A 23,869-nucleotide genomic window follows, 5' to 3' on the forward strand; every position below is an offset into this window, starting at 1 on the left:
GGGGTGCGGCTCCCCGAACAGCTATGGCTCCCACACACAGCTACAGCACCAGCAACAGCTGACGCACCGGGCAATGCGGCCGCCCGTGGATGTGTGTACCGTGGACGCCATGTCCTCCCCCGCCGCAACGTCAATCGTCTGGTTCCGGGACGACCTCCGCCTCGACGATAATCCTGCGCTGGTGCGGGCCGTCGAACTCGGCCTGCCAGTAACTGTGGTGTACATCCTCGACGAGGAATCAGAGGGAATCCGCCCTCTCGGCGGCGCAGCCCGCTGGTGGCTGCACCACTCCCTGTCAGCCCTTGCCGCCGAACTGGAGCTGGCCGGATCCTCTTTGGTCCTGCGGCGGGGCCCGGCGGCGAGGATCATCCGCGACCTGGTCCATGAAACCGGCGCTGGTCATATCCTTTGGAACCGCCGCTATGGCGGTCCGGAGCGGGCTGTGGATGCCAGCATCAAGGAATGGGCCGAAGCTGCGGGCATCGAAGCCGCCAGCTTCCAAGGGAGCCTGCTCTTCGAGCCGTTGAGCATCACTACCGGCGGCGGTGGCCCCTACAGAGTCTTTACGCCCTTCTGGCGCGCCTGCCTCGCCGCAGGCGAACCACGCCTGCCTTTTGACGCGCCAGCTGCGCTGCCATCCCCCGCCGTGGGCCGGAGAAAGCATCCACACAGTGACGCACTCGAGTCCTGGTCCCTGCTGCCGGTTTCACCCGACTGGAGCAAGGGACTGGCGGAAACCTGGGAACCGGGCGAAGCCGGTGCCCACGGCCGCCTCAAGGACTTCCTGGACGGCCCTGCGGAGGAATACGGAACCGGCAGGGACGTGCCCGGCATCGACGGAACAAGCAGGCTGTCCCCTCATCTCCGCTTCGGCGAGGTCAGCCCGTTCCGCGTGTGGCATGCGCTCCGACAGCGCTTTCCGGGCCAGGCGCCTGCCGACGTCGGTATCTTCCGGTCCGAGATTGGTTGGCGGGAATTCTGCTGGCAGCTGCTCTTTGTGAACCCGCAGCTGGCAACCCGCAACTACCGCCCGGAATTCGACCGTTTTGCGTGGGAGGAACCTTCCAAGGCCGAGCTGGGCGCCTGGCAGCAAGGGAGAACGGGCTACCCCTTGGTGGACGCCGGCATGCGCCAGTTGTGGAGGACGGGCTGGATGCACAACCGGGTCCGGATGGCCGCGGCGTCGTTCCTGGTGAAAAACATGCTGGCAGACTGGCGCCTGGGGGAGCAATGGTTCTGGGACACCCTGGTGGACGCCGACGCCGCCAGCAATCCGGCCAACTGGCAATGGGTGGCCGGTTCAGGAGCCGATGCGTCGCCCTACTTCCGGATCTTCAATCCGGTCACACAAAGCAAGAAGTTCGACCCGGACGGACGTTACCTGAGGCAGTATGTTCCGGAGATCGCGGCCCTGAGCGACAAAGCCATCCATGAACCATGGAAAAGCGGTGAGGCGGCAGGCGGCTACCCACCCCCGCTGGTATCCCTGCCGGAATCCCGTGAACGGGCGCTGGAGACCTACCAGAGACTCAAGGACGGCCGATAGCGCCGCGGCAGGCGCCGGTCCCTTAGCGGCTGACCTTGCCCATGAGGGAAGCAATGGGGCGCAGGAAGATGGGCCTGGCGAGGAACCAAGCCGCCACCATGACGGCCACGGACACGAGGAAAATCCAGAACCCCAGCCAGCCGTCGCCGTCGGACACGGCGTACATGTGGTTCAGGTTCCGCAGGGCGCCCGTAGCCAGCACCAGGAAGACGTGCACAACAATAAATGCCACGAAGTAGATCATGACGGGGAAATGGATGGCCCGCGCCAGCTCAATCGGGTACGCCTTGTTCAAGGCCACGGCCTTCTTCGGCCAGGCGGAGGACGTCCGGATGCCGGAGATGAAGGCCAACGGCGCCGCGATGAACACGGTGATGAAGTAGGTCAGCAGCTGCAGGGCGTTGTAGTTCACCCAGCCATTTTCCGTGGGCCAGTTCAGGGATGCGTACTGCAACGCTGCGGACAGCGCGTTCGGGAAGACATCCCAGCTTGTGGGCACGATCCTCATCCACTGCCCGGTCGCGAACAGGAGGACGGCGAACACCACTCCATTGAGAATCCACAAGGCGTCAAGGGTCAGGTGGAACCAAAGCTCCAGGGTGATCTTGGTCGGCGGTGTCTTGGTTTTTATCAGGCCCTTGTTGTTGCGGGTCCAGTGACCGCTCGGCCGGGTGGTGGTCCGCACCTGCCAGCCGGTCCGGATGATCAGCAGCAGGAAGAACCCGTTGAGGAAATGCTGCCACGCGAGCCATGCCGGGAAACCCACGGGAGCGTTGTCGGGTAGCTCGGAATGGCCCGGATAGTCCGCCAGGAATGACGAGACCGCAGGCAACTCCCTCAGCCACCTTGCGAGCAACACCACCAGCACCAGCGCCACCAAGGCAGCGGGAACACCCCAGTAGAGCCTGTTCCGCTTGCCCGTCGCAGTACCGGACTTTTTGGTGGGTGTGGACATCGAACAACATTCCTCTCGAGAATGACTGACCTGTAGCTCAAAAAAATCTGAAGGCTCTGCGAAAGAGAATACTAGGAACTACTAGCAATCAAAGAAAAAAGAAGACCCCGGCCGGCATATCTGCCGGTCGGGGTCTTCACATGGTTGCGGGGACAGGATTTGAACCTGTGACCTCTGGGTTATGAGCCCAGCGAGCTACCGAACTGCTCCACCCCGCGTCGCTTGATCAACACTACCCTACTTTCGCCGGCATAAAATCCACGGCCTGGACAGGGCCAGTGACCACCCCCAGACCCAAGACAGCCGATGGCCGCTTAAACCAGAAGGTCCGGAACTGTTTCCAGTTCCGGACCTTCCGTCAGTTGCGGGGACAGGATTTGAACCTGTGACCTCTGGGTTATGAGCCCAGCGAGCTACCGAACTGCTCCACCCCGCGTCGCAAGAACAACTCTACCGTTGGGTGAACAAGAGGCCAAATCGAGGTGGCGTGATGTGCGTCTCGGTAGCGGTCCGGCGCCGTATCCAGACGCCAGTGTGGGCGCTAAGTGCCGTTTAACGCCGCCGGCCCGGCCACGCTCCTGGCGGAGTGCGGCCGGGCCGGCGGATCCAATCAGTTGCTGATGGCCGTCAGTTGCTCGCTGCGGGCGACGGCGTAGCGGTCTCTGTTGGCGTGGCATCCTCTTCCGGGCTGGCTGCTGGCGCCGCTTCGGGGGCGGTAACGGGGATCTTGGCCTCCGCATCGACCGCCTTTTGCAGGGCTGCCGCGACCTTCTTCTGCTCCTCGCCGTAGGCAGCGAAGTCACCGGCGGCGAGGGCATTCTGGCCAGCCTGCATGGCTGCCCGTGCCTCTTCCAATGCCGCCTTGAGCTCGGCCTTGGCGTCAGCACCGGCTACAGGCGGAGCGCCAGGGGTCGGCGGAGTCTGGCCGTTGTTGTCGGAGTCGCCGGCAGCTGCACCGGAGTCTCCGCCGAACAGCTGCTTGAGCGCGGCATCAAGCGTCGGTGCGAAGCCCACCTTGTCCCCGAAGGCCACCAGCACGCGTTGCAGCGTGGGATAGGACGTTTCACCCGTGGACTTCAGGTAGACCGGCTGGACGTACAGGATTCCGCCGCCCACAGGAAGCGTCAGAAGGTTGCCGTTCAGCACGTCCGAGGCACCCTGGCGGAGCAGGTTCAGGGCCTGGGACACCGTGGGGTCCGAGTTGAACTTGTTCTGGGCCTGGCCGGGGCCGGGAACCTGGATCTCCGGCGGGATCTGGAGGAGCCGCAGCTTTCCATAGCTGTCAGCCCTTACTCCCGCCTCGTTGCCGGCGTCGGAATCCGCCGCCAGGAAGCCATACAGCACGTTGCGCGCGTTTCCGTTGACAATCTGGGGGATAAACGAAGACGTCAGCTGGAATGCCGGCTCATCCTGGTCCGGCATCTGGAGCGACATGTAGAACGGCGGCTGCTTGACGTCCGTGTCCACCGTCGGATCGGCAGGCACGCTCCAGGCATCGTTGGTCTTGTAGAAGCTGGACGGGTCCGTCACGTGATACTCCCCCAGCAGCTGGCGCTGGACCTTGAAGAGGTCCTCGGGGTAACGGACATGGCTCATTACGTCCCCGGACATCTCGGAGTACGGCTTCAGCGACGTCGGGAAGACCTTCTGCCAGGACTTCAGCAGCGGATCCTCTTCGTCCCAGGCGTACAGGGTGACCGAGCCGTCATAGGCGTCCACTGTGGCTTTTACGGAGTTCCGGATGTAGTTCACGGTGCTGTTGGGCAGTGCGACGGCGCGTCCGGACGTGGTCTGCGTGTCAGCGGTGGCGTCGGAGAGCTGTTCCTGCTGCGAGTACGGGTAGTACTGGCTCGTGGTGTAGCCGTCAACGATCCACTTGACGCGGCCATCCACAACGGCAGGATACGAGTTTCCATCGACAGTAAGGTAGGGCGCCACCTTCTCAACCCGCTCGCGCGGATTGCGGTCGTAGAGGATCTGGGACTCCGCATTTACGCCGTCCGAGAGCAGGAGGTCCGAGGACTGGAACTTGATGGAGTACAGCACTTTGTTGAAGAAGCTGCCCACGTTGGGGCCGCCATTGCCCTGGAACGTGTACTGCGTCTCTCCTTCGCCGGAGGGCCTGTCCTGTTCACGGTTCGGGAAGCCGTCCGGGGCGCCGACTATGGAGTACTCAGGAGAGGTTTCGCCGAAGTAGATACGCGGCTCGTAGTCGGAGTCGTCTCCGAGGACGCCGGTGGACGGAATACCCGACTGAAGGAATTCCGGCTTGCCGTCAACCGTGAACTTGTTTCCCTTCGCCGCCACGACGCCGTAGCCGTGGGTGTAGACGACGTGCTGGTTCAGCCAGCTCTGCTGGTTCTGGGCCACGTTCTCCGGATTGAGTTCACGGACCGCGATGACAGTGTCCTGGATCTCGCCGTCCACCTCGTAGCGGTCCACGTTCAGGGCTTCGGGGAACTGGTAGTACGGGCGGTATTGTTCCAGCTGCGAGAAGGCGTCTGAAATCAGGTTCGGATCAAGGAGCCTGATGTTGGCGGTGGTCTGAGCGTCCGGGGCGAGTGCACCGGTGGTGGCGGTGTTGGTGGCGTCGTACCGGTCCACCTGGATCTGGTCCAGGCCGTAGGCGGCACGGGTCATCTGGATATTGCGCTCAATGTACTCCTTTTCCAGCGTCTCTTCCGACGGACGGACCTGGAACTGCTGGATCACCCACGGGTATACCCCGCCGGCCAGGATGGAGGTGATGATCAGCATTGCCGTGCCGATTACCGGCAGGCGCCAGCGGCCAATCACCGCGGCGACGATAAAGAGGATGGCTACCAGCGCGGCCGCCACGGCCAGAATGGCCTTGGTGGGGATGACTGCGTTGACATCGGTGTACAGGGCGCCGGCCCATCGCCCGCCGTTGCTCTGCAGCGCCGAGAACCTGTCGAGCCAGAAATTGATGCCCAGCAGCAGCAGGAAGGCGGCGCCTGTAACGGCCAGATGGATCTGCGCGGCGCGGCTGGTGAATACGCCGCGCTCCATCAGGCGGATGCTGCCGTACAGGTAATGGGTGAGGATGCCGGCGATGCCGGCGATCACTACCACGCTGATGAGGTAGCCGGTGATGAATCCCAGGAACGGGAGGGTCATCATGTAGAAACTCAGGTCCATCCCGAATTCCGGATCCGTCTGCCCGAAGGATTCCTGGTTGAAAAACAGCAATACCTTCTGCCACTGGCTGGCCGCCGCACTGCCGGCAAAGAGGCCAAAGACGATGGGCAATCCGAGCATAACCACGCGGCGGACCGGCTCAAGCTGGGCCTGGTAGCGATTCAGGTTATCCCTGATCTCGGAGTCCGGCGCGTAGACGGGCCGCGCGTGGTAGGCAATCCGGATCGCAAAAAATACCGCGGCAAACATGATGGCGAAACCGGCCACGAAGATACTTATCCGTGCCAGGTTCTCCGTCAGGAAGACTTCGAAGAAGCCAAGTTGCCGGTACCACAAAACGTCAGTCCACACATTGGCGAAGAAAATGAAACCTACCACCACGAGGGCGACGACAACGAGGGTAGGCGTCAGGGCGCCTCGTGTTGAGGGAGGTCTTCCGGGCGGGATGGGGCTGGCAGGACGGGACAAACTCGGTACCTCATAGCTGGTCGTCAGATTAACATTCGAAGCGTGCGTGCGTGCGACGTCCGGTACCGGTCAAGCGAATGGCAACGTCCGTCATATTTGCCACGAGTGGCGGTAAGGCTTAGTTCCAAACTCAGTCTAGTTGCTGGTGCAGGCCGCAAGTCCGGAGGTGTCCTGCCCCGACCCGGCGAGTTCGACGGCGTCCCGCGCCTGGGCGAGATTCTCCACTTTGACTACCTGCAGTCCGCCCGGCACATGGCCCACAACGCTGTTGCAGTTTCCGGCGGGGGCCAGGAACAAAGTGGCGCCCGCAGCCCGCGCGCCCAGCATTTTCTGTCTGATGCCCCCGATGGGACCGACCACGCCGTCGGGAGTTATGGTGCCGGTTCCGGCAATGTGTTTGCCGCCGGTCAGGTCACCGGGCGTTACGGTGTCGATGACGCCCAGCGAAAACATCAGTCCGGCGCTGGGGCCGCCCACCCTGTCCAAGGAAATCTCCACGTCAAAGGGAAACTCGAACAGGTATTTCAGTTGGACGCCTAAAATGTAGCGGCCAGCACCGTTATCCATGGGGGTAATGGTCTGCGTTACGGACTCTCCTGCCCGCTGTACCACCACGGTGGCCGGTGCGCCCTTCCCGGCGGCAAGTTCGTCCTGGATGACCGAGAGCGAGGTGATGGGCTTTCCGTTGATGGACGCAAACACGTCGCCCTGCTCGATCTTTCCCGCGGACGGCGATCCAGTGGAGAATCCGGCGGCCTGAAGCTGTTGGCTGAAAGGGATATCCAGCTCATTCAGCGCCGATGCAACAGCGTTCTCCTGGGACGTGGCCATGGCAACGGAACCCTGTTCCTCGGCCTGCTCCCTTGTGGTTCCCTTGGGGTATTTGAGTTCCTCGGGGTGCACCGATTTGGACGGGTCCAGCCAGGCAGCAAAGACACCGAGGATGCTGACTGGACCGTTGGGACCGCCGTCGACGTCAACGGTGGTCAGGTCCAGGTTCCCGGCCGCCGGATAGGCTTCGCGTCCGGTGACGCTGATGACCGGCCCTCCTCGGGCCTCGCCCAGCGTATTGAAGGTGGGGCCTGGTTTTTCGACAACGTACGGTACGGGCAGTGTTCCGACTGCGAGGCCAAGCCCCAGCGCCGCCACCCCGGAGACCATCATCAGCGAAACTTTGTTGGCACGGCGACGCGGACGGATTGGGGCCTTGTCGGCGAATAGTGCCGGGCCAACGGAGATTGCGCCGTCCACCGGCCAGGTGCCGGATGCCTTACCGCTATGCCCTGTGCCGGGGGCGGGCTCGATTGCGCGGTCCTCAGGGGGATGGTCGCCACGGGTCGTAGTCACCCATCCAACATTACGCGTCCCGGCAGCCAGCAAGCTCTTTGCCTACAGCGAACGTCAGCGCTGTCCCGCAGACAGCCGCCTCTGCCCGGGGTACCGTGAAGTTGATCAGCAGACACACCGACGATCGGCGTAATCATGACTTCCAACCCACTCAACCCGTCCAACGGCGATGACACGCCCAAGGACCCGCTGACAGAAATGCTCCAGAACCTCATGGGCGGCAAGGGCTTGGAAAACATCGACCCCGCCGAACTCGCAAAGGCTGCAGGCCTGCCTGACGACCCCAACCTGCTTGCCCAGATGTTCTCTCAGGTCCAGGCCATGATGAGTGCGCCCTCCGAGGGCCCCGTCAACTGGCAGCTCGCCCATGAGAACGCCCGGCGGGTTGCTGCGAGCAGCGCGGACCCGTCCGTTAGCTCGCTGCAGTCCCGCGAGGTGGACGAGGCCCTCCGTCTCGCCGAGCTGTGGCTTGATCCGGTGACCGACCTGCCGGCCACGGGCCTGATAGGCAGGGCCTGGTCCCGTGCGGAATGGGTGGAGGCAACCCTCGGAACGTGGAAGCGGCTTACGGAACCTGTCGCCAACAGCATCGCTAATGCATTGTCCAACGCCATGACTGAGCAGATGCCTGAGGAAATGAAGTCGATGATGGGCGGCGCCTCGTCCATGCTGCAGAACATGGGCGGAGCGATCTTCGGCATGCAGCTGGGGCAGGCCATCGGCGCCCTGTCAGCGGACGTGGTGAGCTCCACGGACATCGGCGTCCCGCTGGCAGACCTGGAAATGGCCCTGCTTCCGGCGAACGTGGCCAAGTTCGGCGAAGGCCTCAGCCTGCCGGAGAACGACATCCGGCTGTTCCTTGCGGTCCGCGAAGCAGCCCACGCGCGCCTCTTTGTACAGGTTCCCTGGCTGCGCGGCCACCTGCTCGGAGCAATCGAAGCCTACGCCCGCGGCATCCACATCGACACATCCAGGATTGAAGAGCTGGCCCGGGACCTGGACCCCAGCAACCCGGAAGGCATCCAGGAGGCCCTGTCCCAGGGCGTCTTTATGCCGCAGCGGACGCCTGCGCAGGAACAGGCCCTGGAAAAACTTGAGACGGCCCTTGCCCTGGTTGAGGGCTGGGTGGATGAGCTCACTGCCGCAGCCACGGAGAAGCTCCTGCCCTCAGCAGGCGCCCTCCGTGAAACCGTCCGCCGGCGCCGCGCCACGGGTGGTCCCGCCGAACATGCATTCGCGTCCCTGGTGGGTCTGGAGCTGCGTCCCCGGCGGCTGCGCGAGGCTGCCACGCTGTGGGCGGCCCTTAAGAAGGAACGCGGCATCGAAGGCCGGGACGCCATCTGGCACCACCCCGATCTCCTGCCCACCGCCGAGGACCTCGACGATCCCTTGGGATTCAGCGGCCGCCGCAAGCTGGCCGAGGCCAGCGACAGTGAAGTGGACGATGCCCTGCAGAAGCTGCTCAGCGGCGGCTTCGACAGTGCACCGGAACACGGCGAAGACCAGTCCGCAAGCGGCACGGACACCGACCACTCCGGTGACGGAAACACCAACGAGGACACCGACGACTCCGGTGGCGGAAACAGTGACGGGAACGCTGCGGGCGGTTCCGACCGCGGCGACCAGCCAAAGGGCTAGGCCACCTGCACTTAGGGGACGAGCCTAGTCGGCGTCTCCCGGCCAGAGAGCGGGCTGGCCTGGTGTTCTGCCCTCAGGCATGCCGTGTTTGCTGTCAGCCCCGGCCGCCAGGCCGCGGGAGGTGGCGAAGGAGACGCCTTCCAGGAATGCCTTGGCCCGCGCCGTGTCCGGATAGGCTTCCAGCAGTTTCCAGAACGCAGCGTTGTGCCCGGCCACCAGCAGGTGTGCCAGTTCGTGAAGCAGGACGTAGTCAATCACCCACTGTGGCATGGACCTGAGCTTGTCGGAAAGCCGGATCGTGCCCTCAGACGGCGTCGCTGATCCCCACCGGGAGTTCTGGTTGCTGACCCAGCGAACGGACGTTGGCACTGCACGGCCCCCCAAGTAGAGGGTGGACAGGTCAGCGGCGTGGGCTGCGAGCCCGGCGTCCGTTGCCGGCTGTTGCCGGCGTTTTTGTGCACGGCGGGTCCCTTGGCGGTGCAGCTTCTCCAGCATGCGGTGCACCCACTCGGATTCCTGGGCGGCCGTGAAACGGTCCGGGATCGCCACCACGGCCGTGCCGTTCTCCCAGAAAGCCGACACAGTACGTGTGCGGCGCGCGGACCGGCGCACCTCGACCGGCGCGCCGTCGGACGTAGTCAGCTGCTGGCCTTTACGCCCTTGCGCCCGCGCGGTCACAGCGTGGTGCTTTCGACGAGGACCTTCAGGACGTCCTCACCGTAGCGTTCGAGCTTGGAAGGTCCGACGCCGGCGAGTGTGGCCAGTTCCTCCAGCGACGATGGCCGGGCTTCGGCAATGGCGGTCAGTGTGGCATCCGTGAACACCACAAAGGCCGGGACCTCCGCCGAGAGCGCCACTTCCTTGCGCCAGTGCCGGAGAGCCTCGAACGTCTGTTCCTCGTAGCTGGGCGGGCAGTCGTTGCAGCGGCCCACTTTGCGTTCAGCGCCGCTGGCCAGCATGCTGCCGCACACCCGGCACGTAGCAGGCTTGGCAGCTTTCCGGCGGGGCGCGGGCCCCTTGCCCCGGGCAGTGGAGCTGGCCACCGAGTCCGGCCGCAGACCGTCAAGGAAACGGGACGGCTTCCGGTTTGCCCGGCCGCCTGGGGTCCGGGCTGTGGACCACGACAGGGAAAGCTGCTCCCGGGCGCGGGTGATCCCGACGTACAGGAGCCGCCGTTCCTCATCGACCGCCTCCGGGGTATCAGCGAAGGAGATCGGCATCAGCCCTTCGCTGAGGCCAACCAGGAACACGGCGTCCCACTCAAGGCCTTTGGCCGCGTGCAACGAAGCCAGGGTGACGCCTTGGACAGTTGGGGCATGCTGTGCCAGTGAGCGTTCCTGAAGTTCGTTGACGAAATCCGCGAGGCCAAACTGATCGCCGCGTACCTGGACCAGTTCGTCGGCGAGTGCGACCAGCGCCGCCAGCGATTCCCAGCGCTCCCGCAGTGCACCTCCGTTGTGCGGCGGAGAGTCGGTATAGCCCAGGGAGGCCACGATATCGCGGACCAGCTGCCCCAGGGGTTCCGGCGCGGCAGTTTCGGCGACGGCCCTTGTTGCCGCCCGCAGCTGAAGAATGGCGTCCCTGACTTCCTTGCGGGCGAAAAACCGCTCACCGCCCCGAAGCTGGTACCCGATTCCCGCGGCTGCCAGGGCTTGCTCGTACGCTTCCGACTGGCCGTTGGTGCGGAAGAGGACGGCTACCTGACTTGCCGGTGTGCCGGCGTCGAGCAGGCCCTGGATCTTGAGCGCCACGGTGGCCGCCTCCGCCTCGTCGTCGGAACATTCCGTGAACTGGGGAACGGGCCCAGCCGGGCGCTGGGCCACAAGCTGCAGCGGCGCTGCCCACGCGGCGTCCGCCACAGGTCCGCCGCTTCGACGCCCGGCCAGGAGGTCGTTGGCAAGTTTGACCACCTGCGGCGTGGAGCGATAGTCCCGGATCAGCTTGACCACATTGGCTTCGGGATACCTGGCCTTGAAACCCAACAGGTGTTTGGGGGACGCACCGGTAAACGAATAGATGGTCTGGCTCGCGTCACCCACGACGCACAGTTCGTCGCGGCCGCCGAGCCACAGCTCAAGGAGTCGCTGCTGCAGCGGTGAAACGTCCTGGTATTCGTCGACCACAAAGTGGCGGTACTGCTCCCGTACCGTGGCTGCGACTTTCTGGTCCTCCTGCAGGATGCCAACCGTGATCAGCAGGACGTCCTCGAAGTCGATGACGTTGCGGTCGGTTTTGACGTCTTCATAGGACTGGAAGACCCGGGCCACGGCGGTGAGGTCGAACCCGCCGGGCGTACCCCGGTCCTTGGCGTTTTCCAAGTAGTTGGCAGGAGTCAGCATGGAGACCTTCGCCCACTCGATTTCCGAGGCAAGGTCCCGGATGGAAGCCCTGTCCGTACTGAGCCGCAGCCGGCGGGCGGCCTCGGCGATCATCTGGGCTTTGTGGTCCAGGAGGTTTGGAAGCGTACCGCCTACGGCCTGGGGCCAGAAAAACTGCAACTGCCTGAGCGCGGCCGCGTGGAAAGTGCGGGCCTGGACGTTGCCCACGCCGAGATCACGCAGCCTGCTTCGCATTTCCGCGGCGGCCCGGGCAGTGAACGTTACTGCAAGGAGCCGTTGCGGGCTGTAGACGCCGGAATGCACGCCATAGGCTATGCGGTGGGTGATGGCACGGGTCTTGCCGGTGCCGGCGCCGGCCAGCACACACAGCGGGCCGTTCAACGTGCTCGCCACTTCCCGCTGCTCGGCGTCCAGGCCGCCAAGAATGCGCTCCTCAAGGGACGCCGCACTGTCAACTGCACTGTCAAAATTCTCTGTAGTCACTCTGCTGCTCTGTTGTCTCGACTACCTGGTGCTGGAGTCTGGTCGGTGGATGATGCCCATGGCGTCAGGGGTCGGTGCGGTCCAGGATTCGTCCTCCGTACCAGTGCTCAATCAGCGATCGGGCAATGGACAAACGGCTGGAAATGGTGACCTCCCCGGTGAGCACTGCCTGCTGGAGTTCCTCCCGGCTGAACCAGCGCGCCCTGGTGACCTCCACGCCGTCGGGCGTTGCTTCGCTGTCCGCGGTGATGGCCGTGAATCCAAGCATAAGGGAGGCAGGGAACGGCCAGGGCTGTGAGCCCAGGTACTGGCATCCGGAAACACGCACGCCGACTTCCTCATGGATTTCCCTGACCACGGCCTGCTCAAGTGACTCCCCCGGTTCGACGAACCCGGCGAGCGTGGAATAGTTTTTGGCATCGAGCGGGCCACCGCCGCCCAGCAGCAGCCTCCCGTCCGGCCCCACAACGGTGACGATGATTGCTGGATCCGTACGAGGATAATGTTCGGAGTTGTCCTCGGGGCAGCGGCGCACCCAACCCCCGGATTCCACCACCGTGGGGGCGCCGCACCGGGGACAGTGCGTGTGCCCTGCGTGCCAGTTGGCAATGGCGCTGGCCTCGACAAACAGCGCGGTGTGCGTGGGGTTAAGCTCGGCGGCAATGTCACGGAAGCCTGTCCAGGAAGCATCAACAGGGATGCCCGCCGTGCCGGGTTCCACGGCCTCCGGCAGCACCACCAACAGCAGCTCGGTGCCGGCAGGGAGGTCCGAACCGTCCAGAGCGGTCCCCAGATAGATCACATCCTCCGGCGCGGATCCAACGTGCTGAAGGCTCTCCACCAGTCTGGGGGCGTCAGCGAGGAAAAGGCTGCTTCCGGCCACGAGTGCCTGCCGGCCGGACAGGACCACTGCCGCCGTGCCGTCGCGGCCCAGCAGCTCATCCACCATGCCCGGGCGGGTCCGGGCAGCGCAGCCCCGGTCCACCATGGCGGGAGGCACGGGAAGCACTGTATCAAACAGGTGGTTGGCGGGCAGCCGGACTGCCTGCGTCCGGTAGGCCGGTGTAACGGGCTCCGCATGACTCATGTGTCCACCGTACTGACTCGGGCCGACAAAGAACATTTTGGCAGCCAGGGACAGGGCGCTGTGGCTCCAGGCCGAGATTTGCCGTATATCTGGAGACTCGCCGCCGCCGCACCGGTGTCTTGGACGCCAGTCAAACTACCGTGGAACGGTGAGAAGAAAACCGATCGAACTGGCAGCCGTAGCAACCGCGGCAGTCCCCGGGCTGACCCCAACCGCTGTCAGCTCCGCTCCGGATGACGCCGCCGACTTCGACACCGCGCTGCTCCTCGATTCGGAGGGGAAGCGCTGGAGGGTCCGGTCGCCCCGGCACGCAGAAGCCAGCGCCCGGCTGGAGACAGAATTCCTGGTCCTGCGCGCATTCGCCCCCGGCATCAGGGCCGAGTTGCCCTTCCTCATGCCCACGGTGGCCGGCAGCGTACGCCTGGGCGCGCTGAGCACCTTCGTTTATTCCCACTTGGCCGGTTCCACCCGGAGCGTGGAGGAACTGACCGCCGGACCGGACCAGCTTGCCCGGGAAATCGGTGTGGCCCTGGCCGCGATCCACGATCTGCCCCATGCTTTGGTCAGCAACGCTGACCTCCCCAGCTATACGCCCAACGAGTTCCGCCAGCGCAGGCTCAACGAATTGGACCAGGCCGCCACAACGGGCAAGATCCCGCCGTCCCTCCTGCGCCGCTGGGAACACGCGCTCGAAGACGTGTCACTGTGGCGGTTCAACCCCTGCGTGGTCCACGGCGACCTGCACGAAGACAATCTCCTGGTGGAGGGCAGCCGTGTAACAGCCGTCACCGGCTGGACAGACCTGCGGATCGGTGACCCGGCGGACGACTTGGCGTGGCTGGTGGCCTCCAACGAGCAGGACTTTGTGGACACCGTCCTGAGCAGCTACACCGAGAGCCGCCGGGACGCCCCGGACAAGCACCTGCTCCGCCGGGCCGCGTTGTCCGCCGAGTTCGCCCTGGCCCAGTACCTCGTCAAAGGCATCGCGGCCGGCGATGCCGCAATGATCTCCGAGGCGGAGGGCATGCTTGAAACGCTGGCCAGCGACATCGCCGAGCACGGCGGGCAGGCAATCAGCGTCGAACCCCTCCCTTCCCCCGCGGCTCCCAGCGGTACCCCTCCCACGGGAACAGACATGGCCGACGGCGGTGCCGGGCAGGGTGCCGAGGCTCCCGGCAGCGCAGACGGTCCGGCGGGCGGGATCGCCGGCGTGACGCCAGTGGCCGTTCAGCCCGTGACGGTTCTCCCGATTCCGGCACCCGTACTGCCGGCAGTCCAGGTCACCCCGATTCCGGATGACGAACCTGCCCCGGCGGAGAAGCCTGCCCCGGCCGAAACTCCGGAGAAAGTTCCAACGGCGGAAGATACGTCCACGGCCGCCATCACCGTCATCGACGTCAATAAGCACTGACCGAGTAGGACTCTGACACCATTTCCTCCAGCTCTGCTGCCGACGCGAGGTCGTGCGGGCGGACCACCTGGTTGTCGGCCACATAGAAGAACGCCGCCCGCACCTCATCCACGGCGATCCCCTTCAGCCGTGCCCAGGCCAGCCGGTAAGCGGCCAGCTGAACCGATCTGGCTCTAAGCTGGGCGGCAGCGGGACGGCGGCCCGTTTTCCAGTCCACCAGGTCCCAGCCGCCGTCCGCGTCGCGGAATACGGCGTCGATCCGGCCGCGGACCACTACGTCACCCACGCGGGTCTCCACGGGCACTTCAACGAATGCCGGGGAGCGGTTGGCCCATTCGGACGCCCGGAAGGTCGCCACCATGGCGTCGAGGTCGTAGGCGGCATCGATGTGGCCGTCCGCTCCCTGCGCTTCGTCGAAGTCCAGCATTCCGGCGGCACCAAAGTATTCCTCCACCCAGGAGTGGAAGGCCGTACCTTTCCGCGCGGACATGCCCGGTTCCCGGGGAACCGGTCGCCTGAGCCGTGCCAGCACAGCCGCCGGATCTTCGCCAAGGTCAACTAGTGTTGACGCCGAAATGTGGCTGGGCAGGTGCACGTCCTGTCCGCGCGCCCTGCTGGAGCGCCGTTCAAGCAGCAGGGAAGCTTCCGCAGCCCACCCCGCGGCGGGGCCGCGGAGCTCATGGCCGTCTCTGCCCGAGGCGGCAGACTCCAGTCCCGCGTCGGGGAGGGTGTCACGGGCGGGAACGGCGACGCCGGCAGTCGCAGTGTCGCTCGTTTGGTGGTCCAGGGCGGCGAGCAGCCGCGCGGCGGCCATTTCCATTGCCGCCCGCCGGCCCGGGACGATGCGAAGACGCTGTCCGGTCCGGGGGTCCACCGGACCCTCCAGGGGGTCGTAAGGCCACTCGGCGATTTCCGTATCCAGGGTCAGTGGACTCTTCTCCGGAAGAGAGGCCTCGTCCACCGAGGCAGGGTGGATCACGGCAGCGGTGGTATCCGCGCCGGCGGCGGGCCGGGCTGCCAGGGGCTCCAGTTCGGCCAGGAATGGGGACATCTCGGACCGGCCGGCCCGCGAGCCCACCCAGGCGGCACTCGACACCCACAAAACGTGTTTGGCGCGCGTGTACGCAACGTAGGCGAGGCGCCGTTCCTCCGACTCGCCGTGGGCCTGAACGGCAGACTTGAAGTCCTTTTCCGCATCCAGCCACCCCTTCTGGTCGGGCTGGTCAAGGTCCCACTGTGGCAGGTCAGCGCGGTCACCCCGCAGCGGCCAGGGCAGGGCCGCCGTTCCGCTGCTCCACCGTGAATCTCGGCTGCTCGGAAAGGCGCCTGCGTTCAGGCCGGGCACAAAAACCACGTCCCATTCCAGTCCCTTGGACGCGTGGACGGTGAGGAGCTGTACGGCTTCGCGGTTGACATCCGTCGCCGGTGCATCGAGGCCGTTTTCCTCAGCTGCGGCTGCCTCCAGCCAGGCCAGGAAAGCGAGGATGTCCACCCGCTGGGAGGTTCTCAGGAAGCCGGCCGCAGCGTCCTGGAAGGCATCAAGGTTTCGGCGGGCTTGATGGATGCTGATGCCCGGGCGCGCTGCCACCTCGATGTCCAGCAGCATGGCACGTTCCACTTCTCCAAGGAGTGTGGTCAGGTCATCCCCCAGGTAGCCGCGAAGCTGCCTGAGCTCCGCCGACAGCCGGCCGAGCCTCTCCCGTGCTTCCGTGCTCAGGGATCTTCCGTGTGACGATGTCCAGCCCTCCCGGGGAAGCCAGTCCAGTGCCTCTACGAGACTGGAACCATCGGTCAGGTCGCTCTCAACCACCGGTGCGTCGTCCGGGGTTGAGCCAGCGTCCCCGGCCCCGGGTTCCGGCTCATGCCCCGCGGCGGGCCTCGCGCGCCTGCGGGCCAGCTGGCTGGACCAGTCGTGGAAGGCCATCAGGTCTGCCGGCCCGATCCGCCATCGGGCCCCGGCCAGCAGGCGCATCAGGGAATCGGACCGCCCCGGATCTGCCAGCACCCTCAGGGTTGAGACGAGGTCGACGATTTCGGGGGTGTCCAGCAGGCCGCCGAGGCCCACGATCTCGTAAGGGATTCCGCGCGCCTCCAGCTGACGGCTGATGGTCTCCATCTGGGCGCGGCGGCGGCACAGCACAGCGAGCGCGGGAGGCACCCGGGTGCCATCAGGCTTGAGCTCAAAGTCGGTGACCCGGTACTTCAACACGTCCTCCGCGAGGGCTGAGGCTTCCTCGACGTCGGTTCCGAACCGTCCAAGCACCACGCGGCCGTCAATGGCGTACGGGCTCGGCTGGAGCGGCGGCACTTTCACGGCGGGCGCCCCGTTAACCCCAGGCCCTGGGGCTCCGGCGGGTTCCAGGTGCGCAGCTGCCCTGCCCAATGACTCCGACATGACGTTGGCTGCCTCGAGGATCGACCGGCCGTTGCGCCACGCCGTGGTCAGGTAGGAAGTGGGCGCCGGCGTGAAGGTATCCTCCGCGTACGGGCCGGGCATCCGGACGGGGAACTCCCGTACGAAGTGGAACAGCTGCCCCGCTGAAGCGCCGCGGAAGCCGTAGATGGACTGGTTGGGGTCCCCCACTGCGGTGACGGCGTGCCCGCCGCCGAACAGCCGCGAGAAGAGGACCAGCTGGGCGTAGGAGGTGTCCTGGAATTCGTCGAGGAGGACCACCTTGTAGCGTTGCCGCTCCATCTCCGTAGCAAGCGGGACCTCCCGGGCCACGCGGGCGGCGAGGGCTACCAGGTCGCCGAAATCGAGGGCTCCGCGGGCGCGTTTGGCTGCTGAGTAGCGGCCCACCATGTCCGCAACGCTGGCCCTGGTCCTCAGCATGGCGGCGAGTTCCACAGCTGACTGGGTCGGGTTCTTTTTGCCGTCAGCAACGTAGGGCAGGCCTTCGAACTCTGAGATCCGTGCCATGAGCCAGGACTCTACATCCGCGGGCTCCTGAAGGTGTTCCGCGCATTCCCCGGCAAGCTGGATGACGGCCTTCACGAGTGTGGACTTCGCCGCACTGAAGTGGCGGTACTCGCCGTCGAACGCCTCCACCACCTCGCTGGCGAGCTGCCAAGCCTGGGCGCCGCCCAGCAGTACGACGTCACGTTCCACTCCCAGCCTCAGGCCGTAGTCGGACACGATGCCGCTGGCAAAAGAGTGGTAAGTGGACACTTTCGGCTCAAGCGCGTCACTGCTGAGCAGTCCCTCAGGGAAGACGTTGTGCCCTGTGTCCTGGGCAGCGATGCGCTGCAGGACCGCCAGCTTGGCCCTGATCCGCGTGGCGAGTTCACCGGCAGCCTTCCTGGTGAACGTGACCCCGAGGACTTCTTCAGGCCTGACCCATCCGTTCGCGACCAGCCAGACCACGCGGTCGGCCATGGTGGCCGTTTTGCCGGATCCAGCACCGGCAATGACCAGCCGCGGCGTCAGGGGCGAGGAGATGATGGCGGATTGCTCGGCCGTGGGTGAGTTCTTCTCACCCAGCAGCCCGGACAGCTGTTCCGGACTGAACCTGGGCTCGGGAAGGACTGTTGGCTGGGTCATTCTGTGACCTGCTTTCCGCGTGCACAAAGGGGGCAGACTTCTGGAAGCCTGCAGCCGTGCCCGCCGTGCCCACCCTTGGCGGGGTCGTGCCTGGCTTCGAAGACGCTTCCCGCCATGACCGCCGCAGCGCCGTTCACCATATCAAGGGCCCAGTTGTCCTGCGGGTCGAGTGAGTCCTGCTGCTGAACGCCCGGCCCCTTGGTTCCCGTCCCCAGTTGGGCGAGTACGGCACCGCCGGGCACGGCCTTCGCAGGTACGCCGACAGCATCGCCGAAGCCGCCCGCGAGGACCGCGGCCTGGTACGCCCCAAGCTGGGGATGGCGCGAAAGTTCCGCCTTGCCGGGCTGCCTTTTTCCGGTCTTCAGGTCCACGACCACCAGCCTGCCCTCGGAATCGATCTCAAGCCGGTCAACCTGGCCGCGAAGGACTGCCTGCCGGGCAGGGCTATCCGGGCCGTCACCGGCCGGTCCCGGTTCCGGCGCGCCGTCGCCTGCAATGTCCGCACCGGGAACCACGTCCGGGAGTTGAACAGCAAAGTCCTGCTCCACCCCCACCAGGCTGCGCCCTTCGCTCCGCATTACCAGCACGTACTGGGCAAGTTTGCGCACCATGGCCTCGGCCCGCTGGAAATCAATCCTGCCCTCCCAGTTGTCCTTCATGCCGAGCACCGGCCACCGCCTGACGAGTTCTGCGACGTATTCGCTGCCGGAGGCCTCGGGCAGATCCTGCGCGATGGCATGGACCAGTGTGCCCAGGCTTCGGGCGAAATCAGTGGCAGCCTCACCGCCCGCCGCCTGCACAAACCAGTCCAGGGGAGACTTCTGGACGGCTTCGACCTTGGACGGTGAAACATAAACCGTTCCTCCGGGTGGCACAACGGCCTCCGTGGTTGTCAGTGCGGCCAGGCCCCACCAGCTGTCCGGATGAGCTCCGGGCACCGGTGGCTCGGCCGAAGCCAGGCGGGCGAGTACCCTGACGGCTTCCGCGGCTTCCGCGGCGTAGCGTCCGTCCAGCTGGGCGTACTGCCGGAGTTCCGCGACGAGGGCCCGAAGCGTCATGGGCCGCTCCACGGGGGTGAAGCCGCGGCTTTCCTGGCCGGGCAGCAACGGCGCCACATAGTCGAGGAACGAGGAGGGCTGGTCATCCTCGGAGGAGACGGCCGTGCAGATCAGGAGGTCCTGAGCCCGGGAGACGGCAGTGGAGAAGCTTCTGAGTTCGTCGTACCGGATGTCCCGCAGGCGGCTCAGCGGGTCAAGCTGCAGCGCGTATTCCACGCCATGCTCCACGGCATCTGCATACAGCGTGCTGCCCAGCAGCTCTCCGCGAAGCCGGGTGTTGGGCCATACCCCCTCCTGGAGTCCCGCAACGATCACCACGGGCCATTCCCGGCCGGCGGCGCTGGCGGGGGTCATCAGCTCAACGGCGTCGTCCACCTGCGCCCTTGCAGCCAGTGTGTCCATGGGAAGCTCCTGGTTCAGGAGGTATTCCAGGAACTGCTCCGGACCGGCACCGGGCATCTGGTCCACATACCGTTCGGCTGTGTGAAAGAAGGCCATCATGGCGTCAAGGTCCCGGTCAGCCCGGGCACCGTGGGGACCACCCGCCAAGGCAGTCTCTGTCCAGGCGTTCGCCAGCCCGGTGGAGTGCCAAAGGGCCCACAGCACTGACTCAGCGTTGGCTCCCGGTTGGACGGCGGCGAGGCGTCCCGCCTGGATCATGCGGGCGGTGCGCCGGGCCGACCTGCCTTCGATCCCCAGCGTGGCGAGGGCACCGGGCTCCAGGATCGCTTCGACCAGCAGCGCGTCACTGGTCCGTCCGCCGCCGCCCAGGAGTTCTTCACGCCGCAGTGATTGCCTGAGCCTGCGCAGTTCAATCGACGTTGCTCCGCCGATCCGCGAGGTGAGCAGTGAAACAGCCGACTCAGGTGTCAGGAGCGCAGGATCCAGCGCAATCGCATAGGCGTCGAGAAGCGGGCGTACGGCAACTTCGTCACGGACGGCGGACTCGGCCACGGGAACCCGGACGGGGATTCCCTGGCCGGACAGGTAGCGCTGGAGTTCGCTGAGCTGGCCGCCGTTTCGGACAATGACGGCCATTTCGGCGAGGTCACGTCCGTGGTTGATGTGCTGGTCCAGGATCCGCTGGGCAACATAGCGCAGCTCATGGACCGGCGAGGGCACGAGGTGGGCTTCGACGACGCCGTGGGGCCTGGCTGGCTGGCATTCGGGATCCTGCTCCAGGCGCCGGGCCAGCTGTCCGCCGGCGCGCTGCGAGATTCGGCCGGCTACGCCCAGCCAGGCCTCCGCGACTGCGGGTGCGTGGCGGTGGGTGTGCCACAGGGGGCGCTCCAGGACGGCCGTGCCAGTGGAAAGAAGCTTGGGAAGTTCGGCAACGAGATCCGGCCTGGCACCGCGGAAACCCTGGACAACGGTATCCGGGGAGGAGGTCACGTAGCAGTCCTTGCCCGCCGCAATGTCCGCAAGCAGTTCAAAGACGGCAGGGTTTGCTTCCTGGACGTCATCCACCAACAGCAGCTGGAGGCGCTCCCGTTCGGCGGCCAGGAAGTCCGGTGCGTCCTGGAAGATCTGCCGCGCCGCAGTGATGATTCCCGCTGGATCGAAGGCCTCAGGCATGCGGAGGTCCAGCACGTCCCTGTATTCGGCATAAAGCGCTGCGGCGGCGATCCAGTCCGCCCTGCCACAACGGCGGCCAAGGTCCTCGAGGTCCTGGGCCGTCCTGCCGGATTCAATGATCCGGTCAAACAACTGACGGACTTCATGCCGGAATCCCCTCGTTTCGAGCGCAGCGCCCAGTTCGGCCGGCCACGGCAGCTGCAGCCCGGGAAGTGCATGGCCTTCCAGCAGCTCCTTGATGATGAGGTCCTGCTCCGGCCCGGACAGAAGGCGCGGGGGCCGAGGAAGCGGCAGTATGCCTTCAGCCTTGGCCCGCCGGATCAGGTCGAAGGCGTACGAGGCCCAGGTCCTTGCCGGAGTAGTGCTCAGGCTCCTGTCCAGCCTGGCCGTGAAACGGTCGCGAAGCGAGTCTGCTGCCAGCCGGCCAGGGGCAAGGATCAGGATCCGTTCAGGATCCACGCCCTCGTGGAAGGCCCGGCGAACGGCGGCCTCGATCAGGACGGTGGACTTGCCGGTCCCGGGGGCGCCCGCAACCAGGACAGGTCCGGAGCCCTGCGGGACCTCCACAGCGGCCTGCTGATCAGCTGAGAGCGTGGGGACGGAGCCCTGCAGCCGGCGGGGCGGAAGCAGCCGGAGACCGGTCCCGTGGCCGCGCAGAGCGGGTGCACCGGCGTGGTCCGCGGCAGGGTGCGCGTCATCAACGTAGGGGAAAGGCGGGTCGGGCAGGAGGTCCGTCTGCAGGCTTGTTAGCGTCACACGGACATTTCATCATCGGCCGCAGACAATTTATGAAGCCCACGCTCCAGCCGGTCCGCAATCGCGTCCAGCTGGTCGAATTCAGCGTCAGTGGGTGCCCACCGGGCCGCAGCCAGGTTGACCCGCCAGCGGCCTTCGCCGGTGCGAAGGAATCCATCGTGGCTGCCCAGAAGCGGCGTTCCTTCGTCCAGATAGCGGCGCAACGCCGCGGCTTCGTGGCCTTCAGGCGCTTCCCCGCTGGCTTTGAGGACCCGCCACCATGGCACACCGCTGCCGTAGTGGCTCATGACAGCGCCCACCTGCCGCGGTCCGCCGGCTCGCAGCAGCTCGGCGACGTCGCCATAGGCAACGGCGGCGCCCCGGGGCACTAGCACCACGACGGCCAGCACCGCCTCGACATACTCCGTGCGCATGGTTCCAGCGTAACCGGTGGCATCGTGCCGCCTGGTTCACACGGTGCCCTCAGGATACGAATACGAAGAATCCTGACCCGCCGACGGCCCTCACGGAGACTGTCAGTGTTGGCCGGTAGCGTGAAAGCATGAGCACTTGGAACACCCTCCCCCGCGCAGCGTTCGACCTCGAAACCACTGGCCGCAACTCCCGTGCGGCACGCATCGTCACAGCCTCCGTGACCGTGGTTGACCAGCAGGGTGATGTCATCAAGGAACACGAATGGCTGGCCGACCCAGGCGTGGAAATCCCCACTGAGGCCAGCGATGTACATGGTGTCACCACGGAGCAGGCAAGGCGAGAGGGTAGGCCGGCCCACGAAGTGACAAGTGAGCTCGCAACGGTCCTGCAGGAGCTTTTTGACGCCGGCGTCCCTGTGATTGCGTTCAATGCCAGCTACGATTTCACCGTGCTGGCGGCCGAATCCGCGCGGTACGGCGTGAAGCAGTTAACCAGGTTCCCCGTGTTGGATCCCTACATCATGAACAAGCAGGTGGACCGGTACCGGAAAGGCAAACGAACGCTGACCGCTCTGTGCGAGGAGTACGGCGTCAGCCTGGACAACGCCCACACGTCCGCCGCGGACGCGCTGGCCACGCTCAGGGTGTTGGACGCCATGGCGGGCAAGTTTCCCAAACTCAGGATGCCGGCAAGCCAGCTTCACCAGCTACAAGTGGACTGGGCAGTCAGCCAGGCAGCGGATTTTCAGGACTACCTGCGGAAAACAAAGCCAGCTGCGGTGATCGAGGGCGACTGGCCGGTCCTGCCGCCGGAAGACGCAAGCCGGGGCGACTTCTAGCTGCGAGCTAACTCACATTTATTCCGTTCTCCGCATGGGCATCAGTTTTCCTGTCTTCGATTCGGGAGTAGTAGCAGAGTCGCGCTTGGCCTAGAAGCGTTGCAGCCCTGAGCCGAACAATATTCGGCACAAACTGAACTTGACCGTCACCATCTTCACCTATCCGTGGGCCAACTCGTTAGTGAGATGATTAAGTTTTGCGGTCCCCTGCCCTGATCATCAGTTCCCGTGGTACGGCAGGCCCCCGGCGCCACGTGTGCACATTGCGGCCGGATGAACTTATGACTCACATGAAAGTGACTACCTGATGAAATCGAAAGCCATGAAGTGGCTCACCAGCGTACCTGTGGCTATTGCCCTGGCTGCCTCCCTAGCGGCCTGCGGCGGGGCTTCGTCACAGCCCGCCGGCACCCCCACGGACGCCCTGGCCGGCAGCGATCAGCAAACGCTGGACAAGTACACAACCGCTGATGTCACCCCGATCGACCAGATCGACAAGACCAAGCTTGGCCTGAACACCGAAGGCAAGCTTGAGGTGGGCACGCTCTCCGATGCCCCGCCCAACATCTTCATCGATCCCTCCGGCAAATTCACCGGTTACGACAACGAACTGCTGCGAGCCATTGCCGGCAAGCTCGGCCTTGAGGTCGAGTTTGTTGCCACCGACTTCTCCGCCCTGCTCTCACAGGTCCAGACCAAGCAGTTCGATCTCGGGTCCTCCTCCATTTCCACCACGGAGGCCCGCCGCCAAAATGTGGGCTTCACCAATGGCTACGACTTCGGTTTCATGGCTGTTGTGGCCAAGACCGACGGCGACGTCAAGGGCTTCGATGACCTGACGACCGACCTGCGCATCGGCGTAGTCCAGGGCACGGTCCAGGACGATTACGTCACCAATACCTTGAAGATGGAGCCGATCCGCTTCCCGGACTACGCCACCGTTTACGCCAACGTACGCAACGGCCAGGTGGATGCTTGGGTGGCCCCGTCCCAGCAGGCGGAGGGCCAGGTCAAGGAAGGCGACGGCACCGCCATCGTCGAGTCCAAGGTCAACACGGAGAACTTCACCGCATACGCTGTGGCCAAGGACAACCAGCCACTGATTGACGCCCTGAACGCGGGCCTTGACGCTGTCATCGAAGACGGGACCTGGTCCAAGCTGACCAAGGAGTGGTACCCGACACGCGAAATGCCGAGTGACTGGAAGCCGGGCAGCAAAGCCGCCACGGTTCCCCAAAGCTGATTGAGCCGGGG

Annotated in this window: 14 protein-coding genes and 2 tRNA genes; 5 read left to right on the forward strand and 11 right to left on the reverse strand. The window is 65.3% G+C overall.

The window, feature by feature from the left end:
- Positions 1-109 precede the first annotated feature (109 nt).
- Positions 110-1,546 (forward strand): cryptochrome/photolyase family protein, encoded by a 1,437-nt coding sequence (locus tag AU175_RS17925; RefSeq protein ID WP_066294442.1) that lies wholly within the window; start codon positions 110-112, stop codon positions 1,544-1,546.
- Positions 1,547-1,568: 22 nt separating this feature from the next.
- Here AU175_RS17925 and AU175_RS17930 read toward each other — a convergent pair whose 3' ends face one another.
- The 5 genes from AU175_RS17930 to AU175_RS17950 all read right to left on the reverse strand — a co-directional run bounded on the left by AU175_RS17930 (position 1,569) and on the right by AU175_RS17950 (position 7,475).
- Positions 1,569-2,501: a cytochrome b/b6 domain-containing protein gene (locus AU175_RS17930; protein WP_066292808.1), complete on the reverse strand. Its 933-nt coding sequence runs from the start codon at positions 2,499-2,501 to the stop codon at positions 1,569-1,571.
- A gap of 141 nt (positions 2,502-2,642) precedes the next feature.
- Positions 2,643-2,719, reverse strand: a tRNA-Met gene (locus AU175_RS17935).
- 144 nt (positions 2,720-2,863) lie between these two features.
- Positions 2,864-2,937, reverse strand: a tRNA-Met gene (locus AU175_RS17940).
- 191 nt (positions 2,938-3,128) lie between these two features.
- A complete protein-coding gene (locus AU175_RS17945) occupies positions 3,129-6,128 on the reverse strand; it encodes a UPF0182 family membrane protein (protein WP_231938649.1) in 3,000 nt (999 codons plus the stop codon).
- 135 nt (positions 6,129-6,263) lie between these two features.
- A complete protein-coding gene (locus AU175_RS17950; RefSeq protein ID WP_442855344.1) occupies positions 6,264-7,475 on the reverse strand; it encodes a YlbL family protein in 1,212 nt (403 codons plus the stop codon).
- Positions 7,476-7,610: 135 nt separating this feature from the next.
- Between AU175_RS17950 and AU175_RS17955 the strand changes: the two genes are divergently transcribed.
- On the forward strand, positions 7,611-9,113 hold the full coding sequence (locus AU175_RS17955; RefSeq protein WP_066292813.1) for a zinc-dependent metalloprotease: 1,503 nt from the start codon (positions 7,611-7,613) through the stop codon (positions 9,111-9,113).
- A gap of 24 nt (positions 9,114-9,137) precedes the next feature.
- On the opposite strand, the gene AU175_RS22640 is transcribed toward AU175_RS17955, so the two are convergent.
- The 3 genes from AU175_RS22640 to nudC all read right to left on the reverse strand — a co-directional run bounded on the left by AU175_RS22640 (position 9,138) and on the right by nudC (position 13,022).
- Entirely contained in the window at positions 9,138-9,791 is a 654-nt protein-coding gene (locus AU175_RS22640) for a M48 family metallopeptidase (RefSeq protein ID WP_066292815.1), read from the reverse strand.
- A complete protein-coding gene (locus AU175_RS17965; RefSeq protein ID WP_066292819.1) occupies positions 9,788-11,935 on the reverse strand; it encodes an ATP-dependent DNA helicase UvrD2 in 2,148 nt (715 codons plus the stop codon). Before AU175_RS17965 ends, AU175_RS22640 begins: the two co-directional genes overlap by 4 nt.
- Before the next feature lie 64 nt (positions 11,936-11,999).
- Positions 12,000-13,022 carry an NAD(+) diphosphatase gene (gene nudC, locus AU175_RS17970; RefSeq protein WP_066292822.1) on the reverse strand — a complete coding sequence of 341 codons (1,023 nt, stop codon included), beginning with the start codon at positions 13,020-13,022 and terminating at the stop codon, positions 12,000-12,002.
- 148 nt (positions 13,023-13,170) lie between these two features.
- On the opposite strand from nudC, the gene AU175_RS17975 reads away from it, so the two are divergent.
- Positions 13,171-14,433, forward strand: coding sequence for a macrolide 2'-phosphotransferase (locus AU175_RS17975; RefSeq protein WP_066292825.1), 1,263 nt, complete (start codon positions 13,171-13,173; stop codon positions 14,431-14,433).
- Here AU175_RS17975 and AU175_RS17980 read toward each other — a convergent pair.
- From AU175_RS17980 to AU175_RS17990, 3 genes are all read right to left on the reverse strand, one after another.
- A complete protein-coding gene (locus AU175_RS17980; protein WP_066292828.1) occupies positions 14,420-17,974 on the reverse strand; it encodes an ATP-dependent helicase in 3,555 nt (1,184 codons plus the stop codon). The two genes, AU175_RS17975 and AU175_RS17980, sit on opposite strands and share 14 nt — an antisense overlap.
- Positions 17,971-21,264, reverse strand: coding sequence for an ATP-dependent helicase (locus AU175_RS17985; RefSeq protein WP_066294448.1), 3,294 nt, complete (start codon positions 21,262-21,264; stop codon positions 17,971-17,973). The genes AU175_RS17980 and AU175_RS17985 overlap by 4 nt, the downstream gene beginning before the upstream one ends.
- 95 nt (positions 21,265-21,359) lie before the next feature.
- Complete coding sequence (locus tag AU175_RS17990) at positions 21,360-21,776, reverse strand: MGMT family protein (RefSeq protein ID WP_066292831.1); 417 nt, start codon at positions 21,774-21,776, stop codon at positions 21,360-21,362.
- Positions 21,777-21,904: 128 nt separating this feature from the next.
- Here AU175_RS17990 and AU175_RS17995 point away from each other — a divergent pair, with 128 nt between their 5' ends.
- Both AU175_RS17995 and AU175_RS18000 read left to right on the forward strand, forming a co-directional pair.
- Positions 21,905-22,615 carry a 3'-5' exonuclease gene (locus AU175_RS17995; RefSeq protein WP_066292833.1) on the forward strand — a complete coding sequence of 237 codons (711 nt, stop codon included), beginning with the start codon at positions 21,905-21,907 and terminating at the stop codon, positions 22,613-22,615.
- 307 nt (positions 22,616-22,922) lie between these two features.
- The gene (locus tag AU175_RS18000; RefSeq protein ID WP_066292836.1) at positions 22,923-23,858 is read left to right on the forward strand and encodes a substrate-binding periplasmic protein; all 936 of its coding nucleotides are present in this window, start codon (positions 22,923-22,925) and stop codon (positions 23,856-23,858) included.
- Positions 23,859-23,869 lie beyond the last annotated feature (11 nt).

Origin of the sequence: Arthrobacter sp. B6, from assembly GCF_001663775.1 — a bacterium.
Lineage (GTDB): Bacteria > Actinomycetota > Actinomycetes > Actinomycetales > Micrococcaceae > Arthrobacter.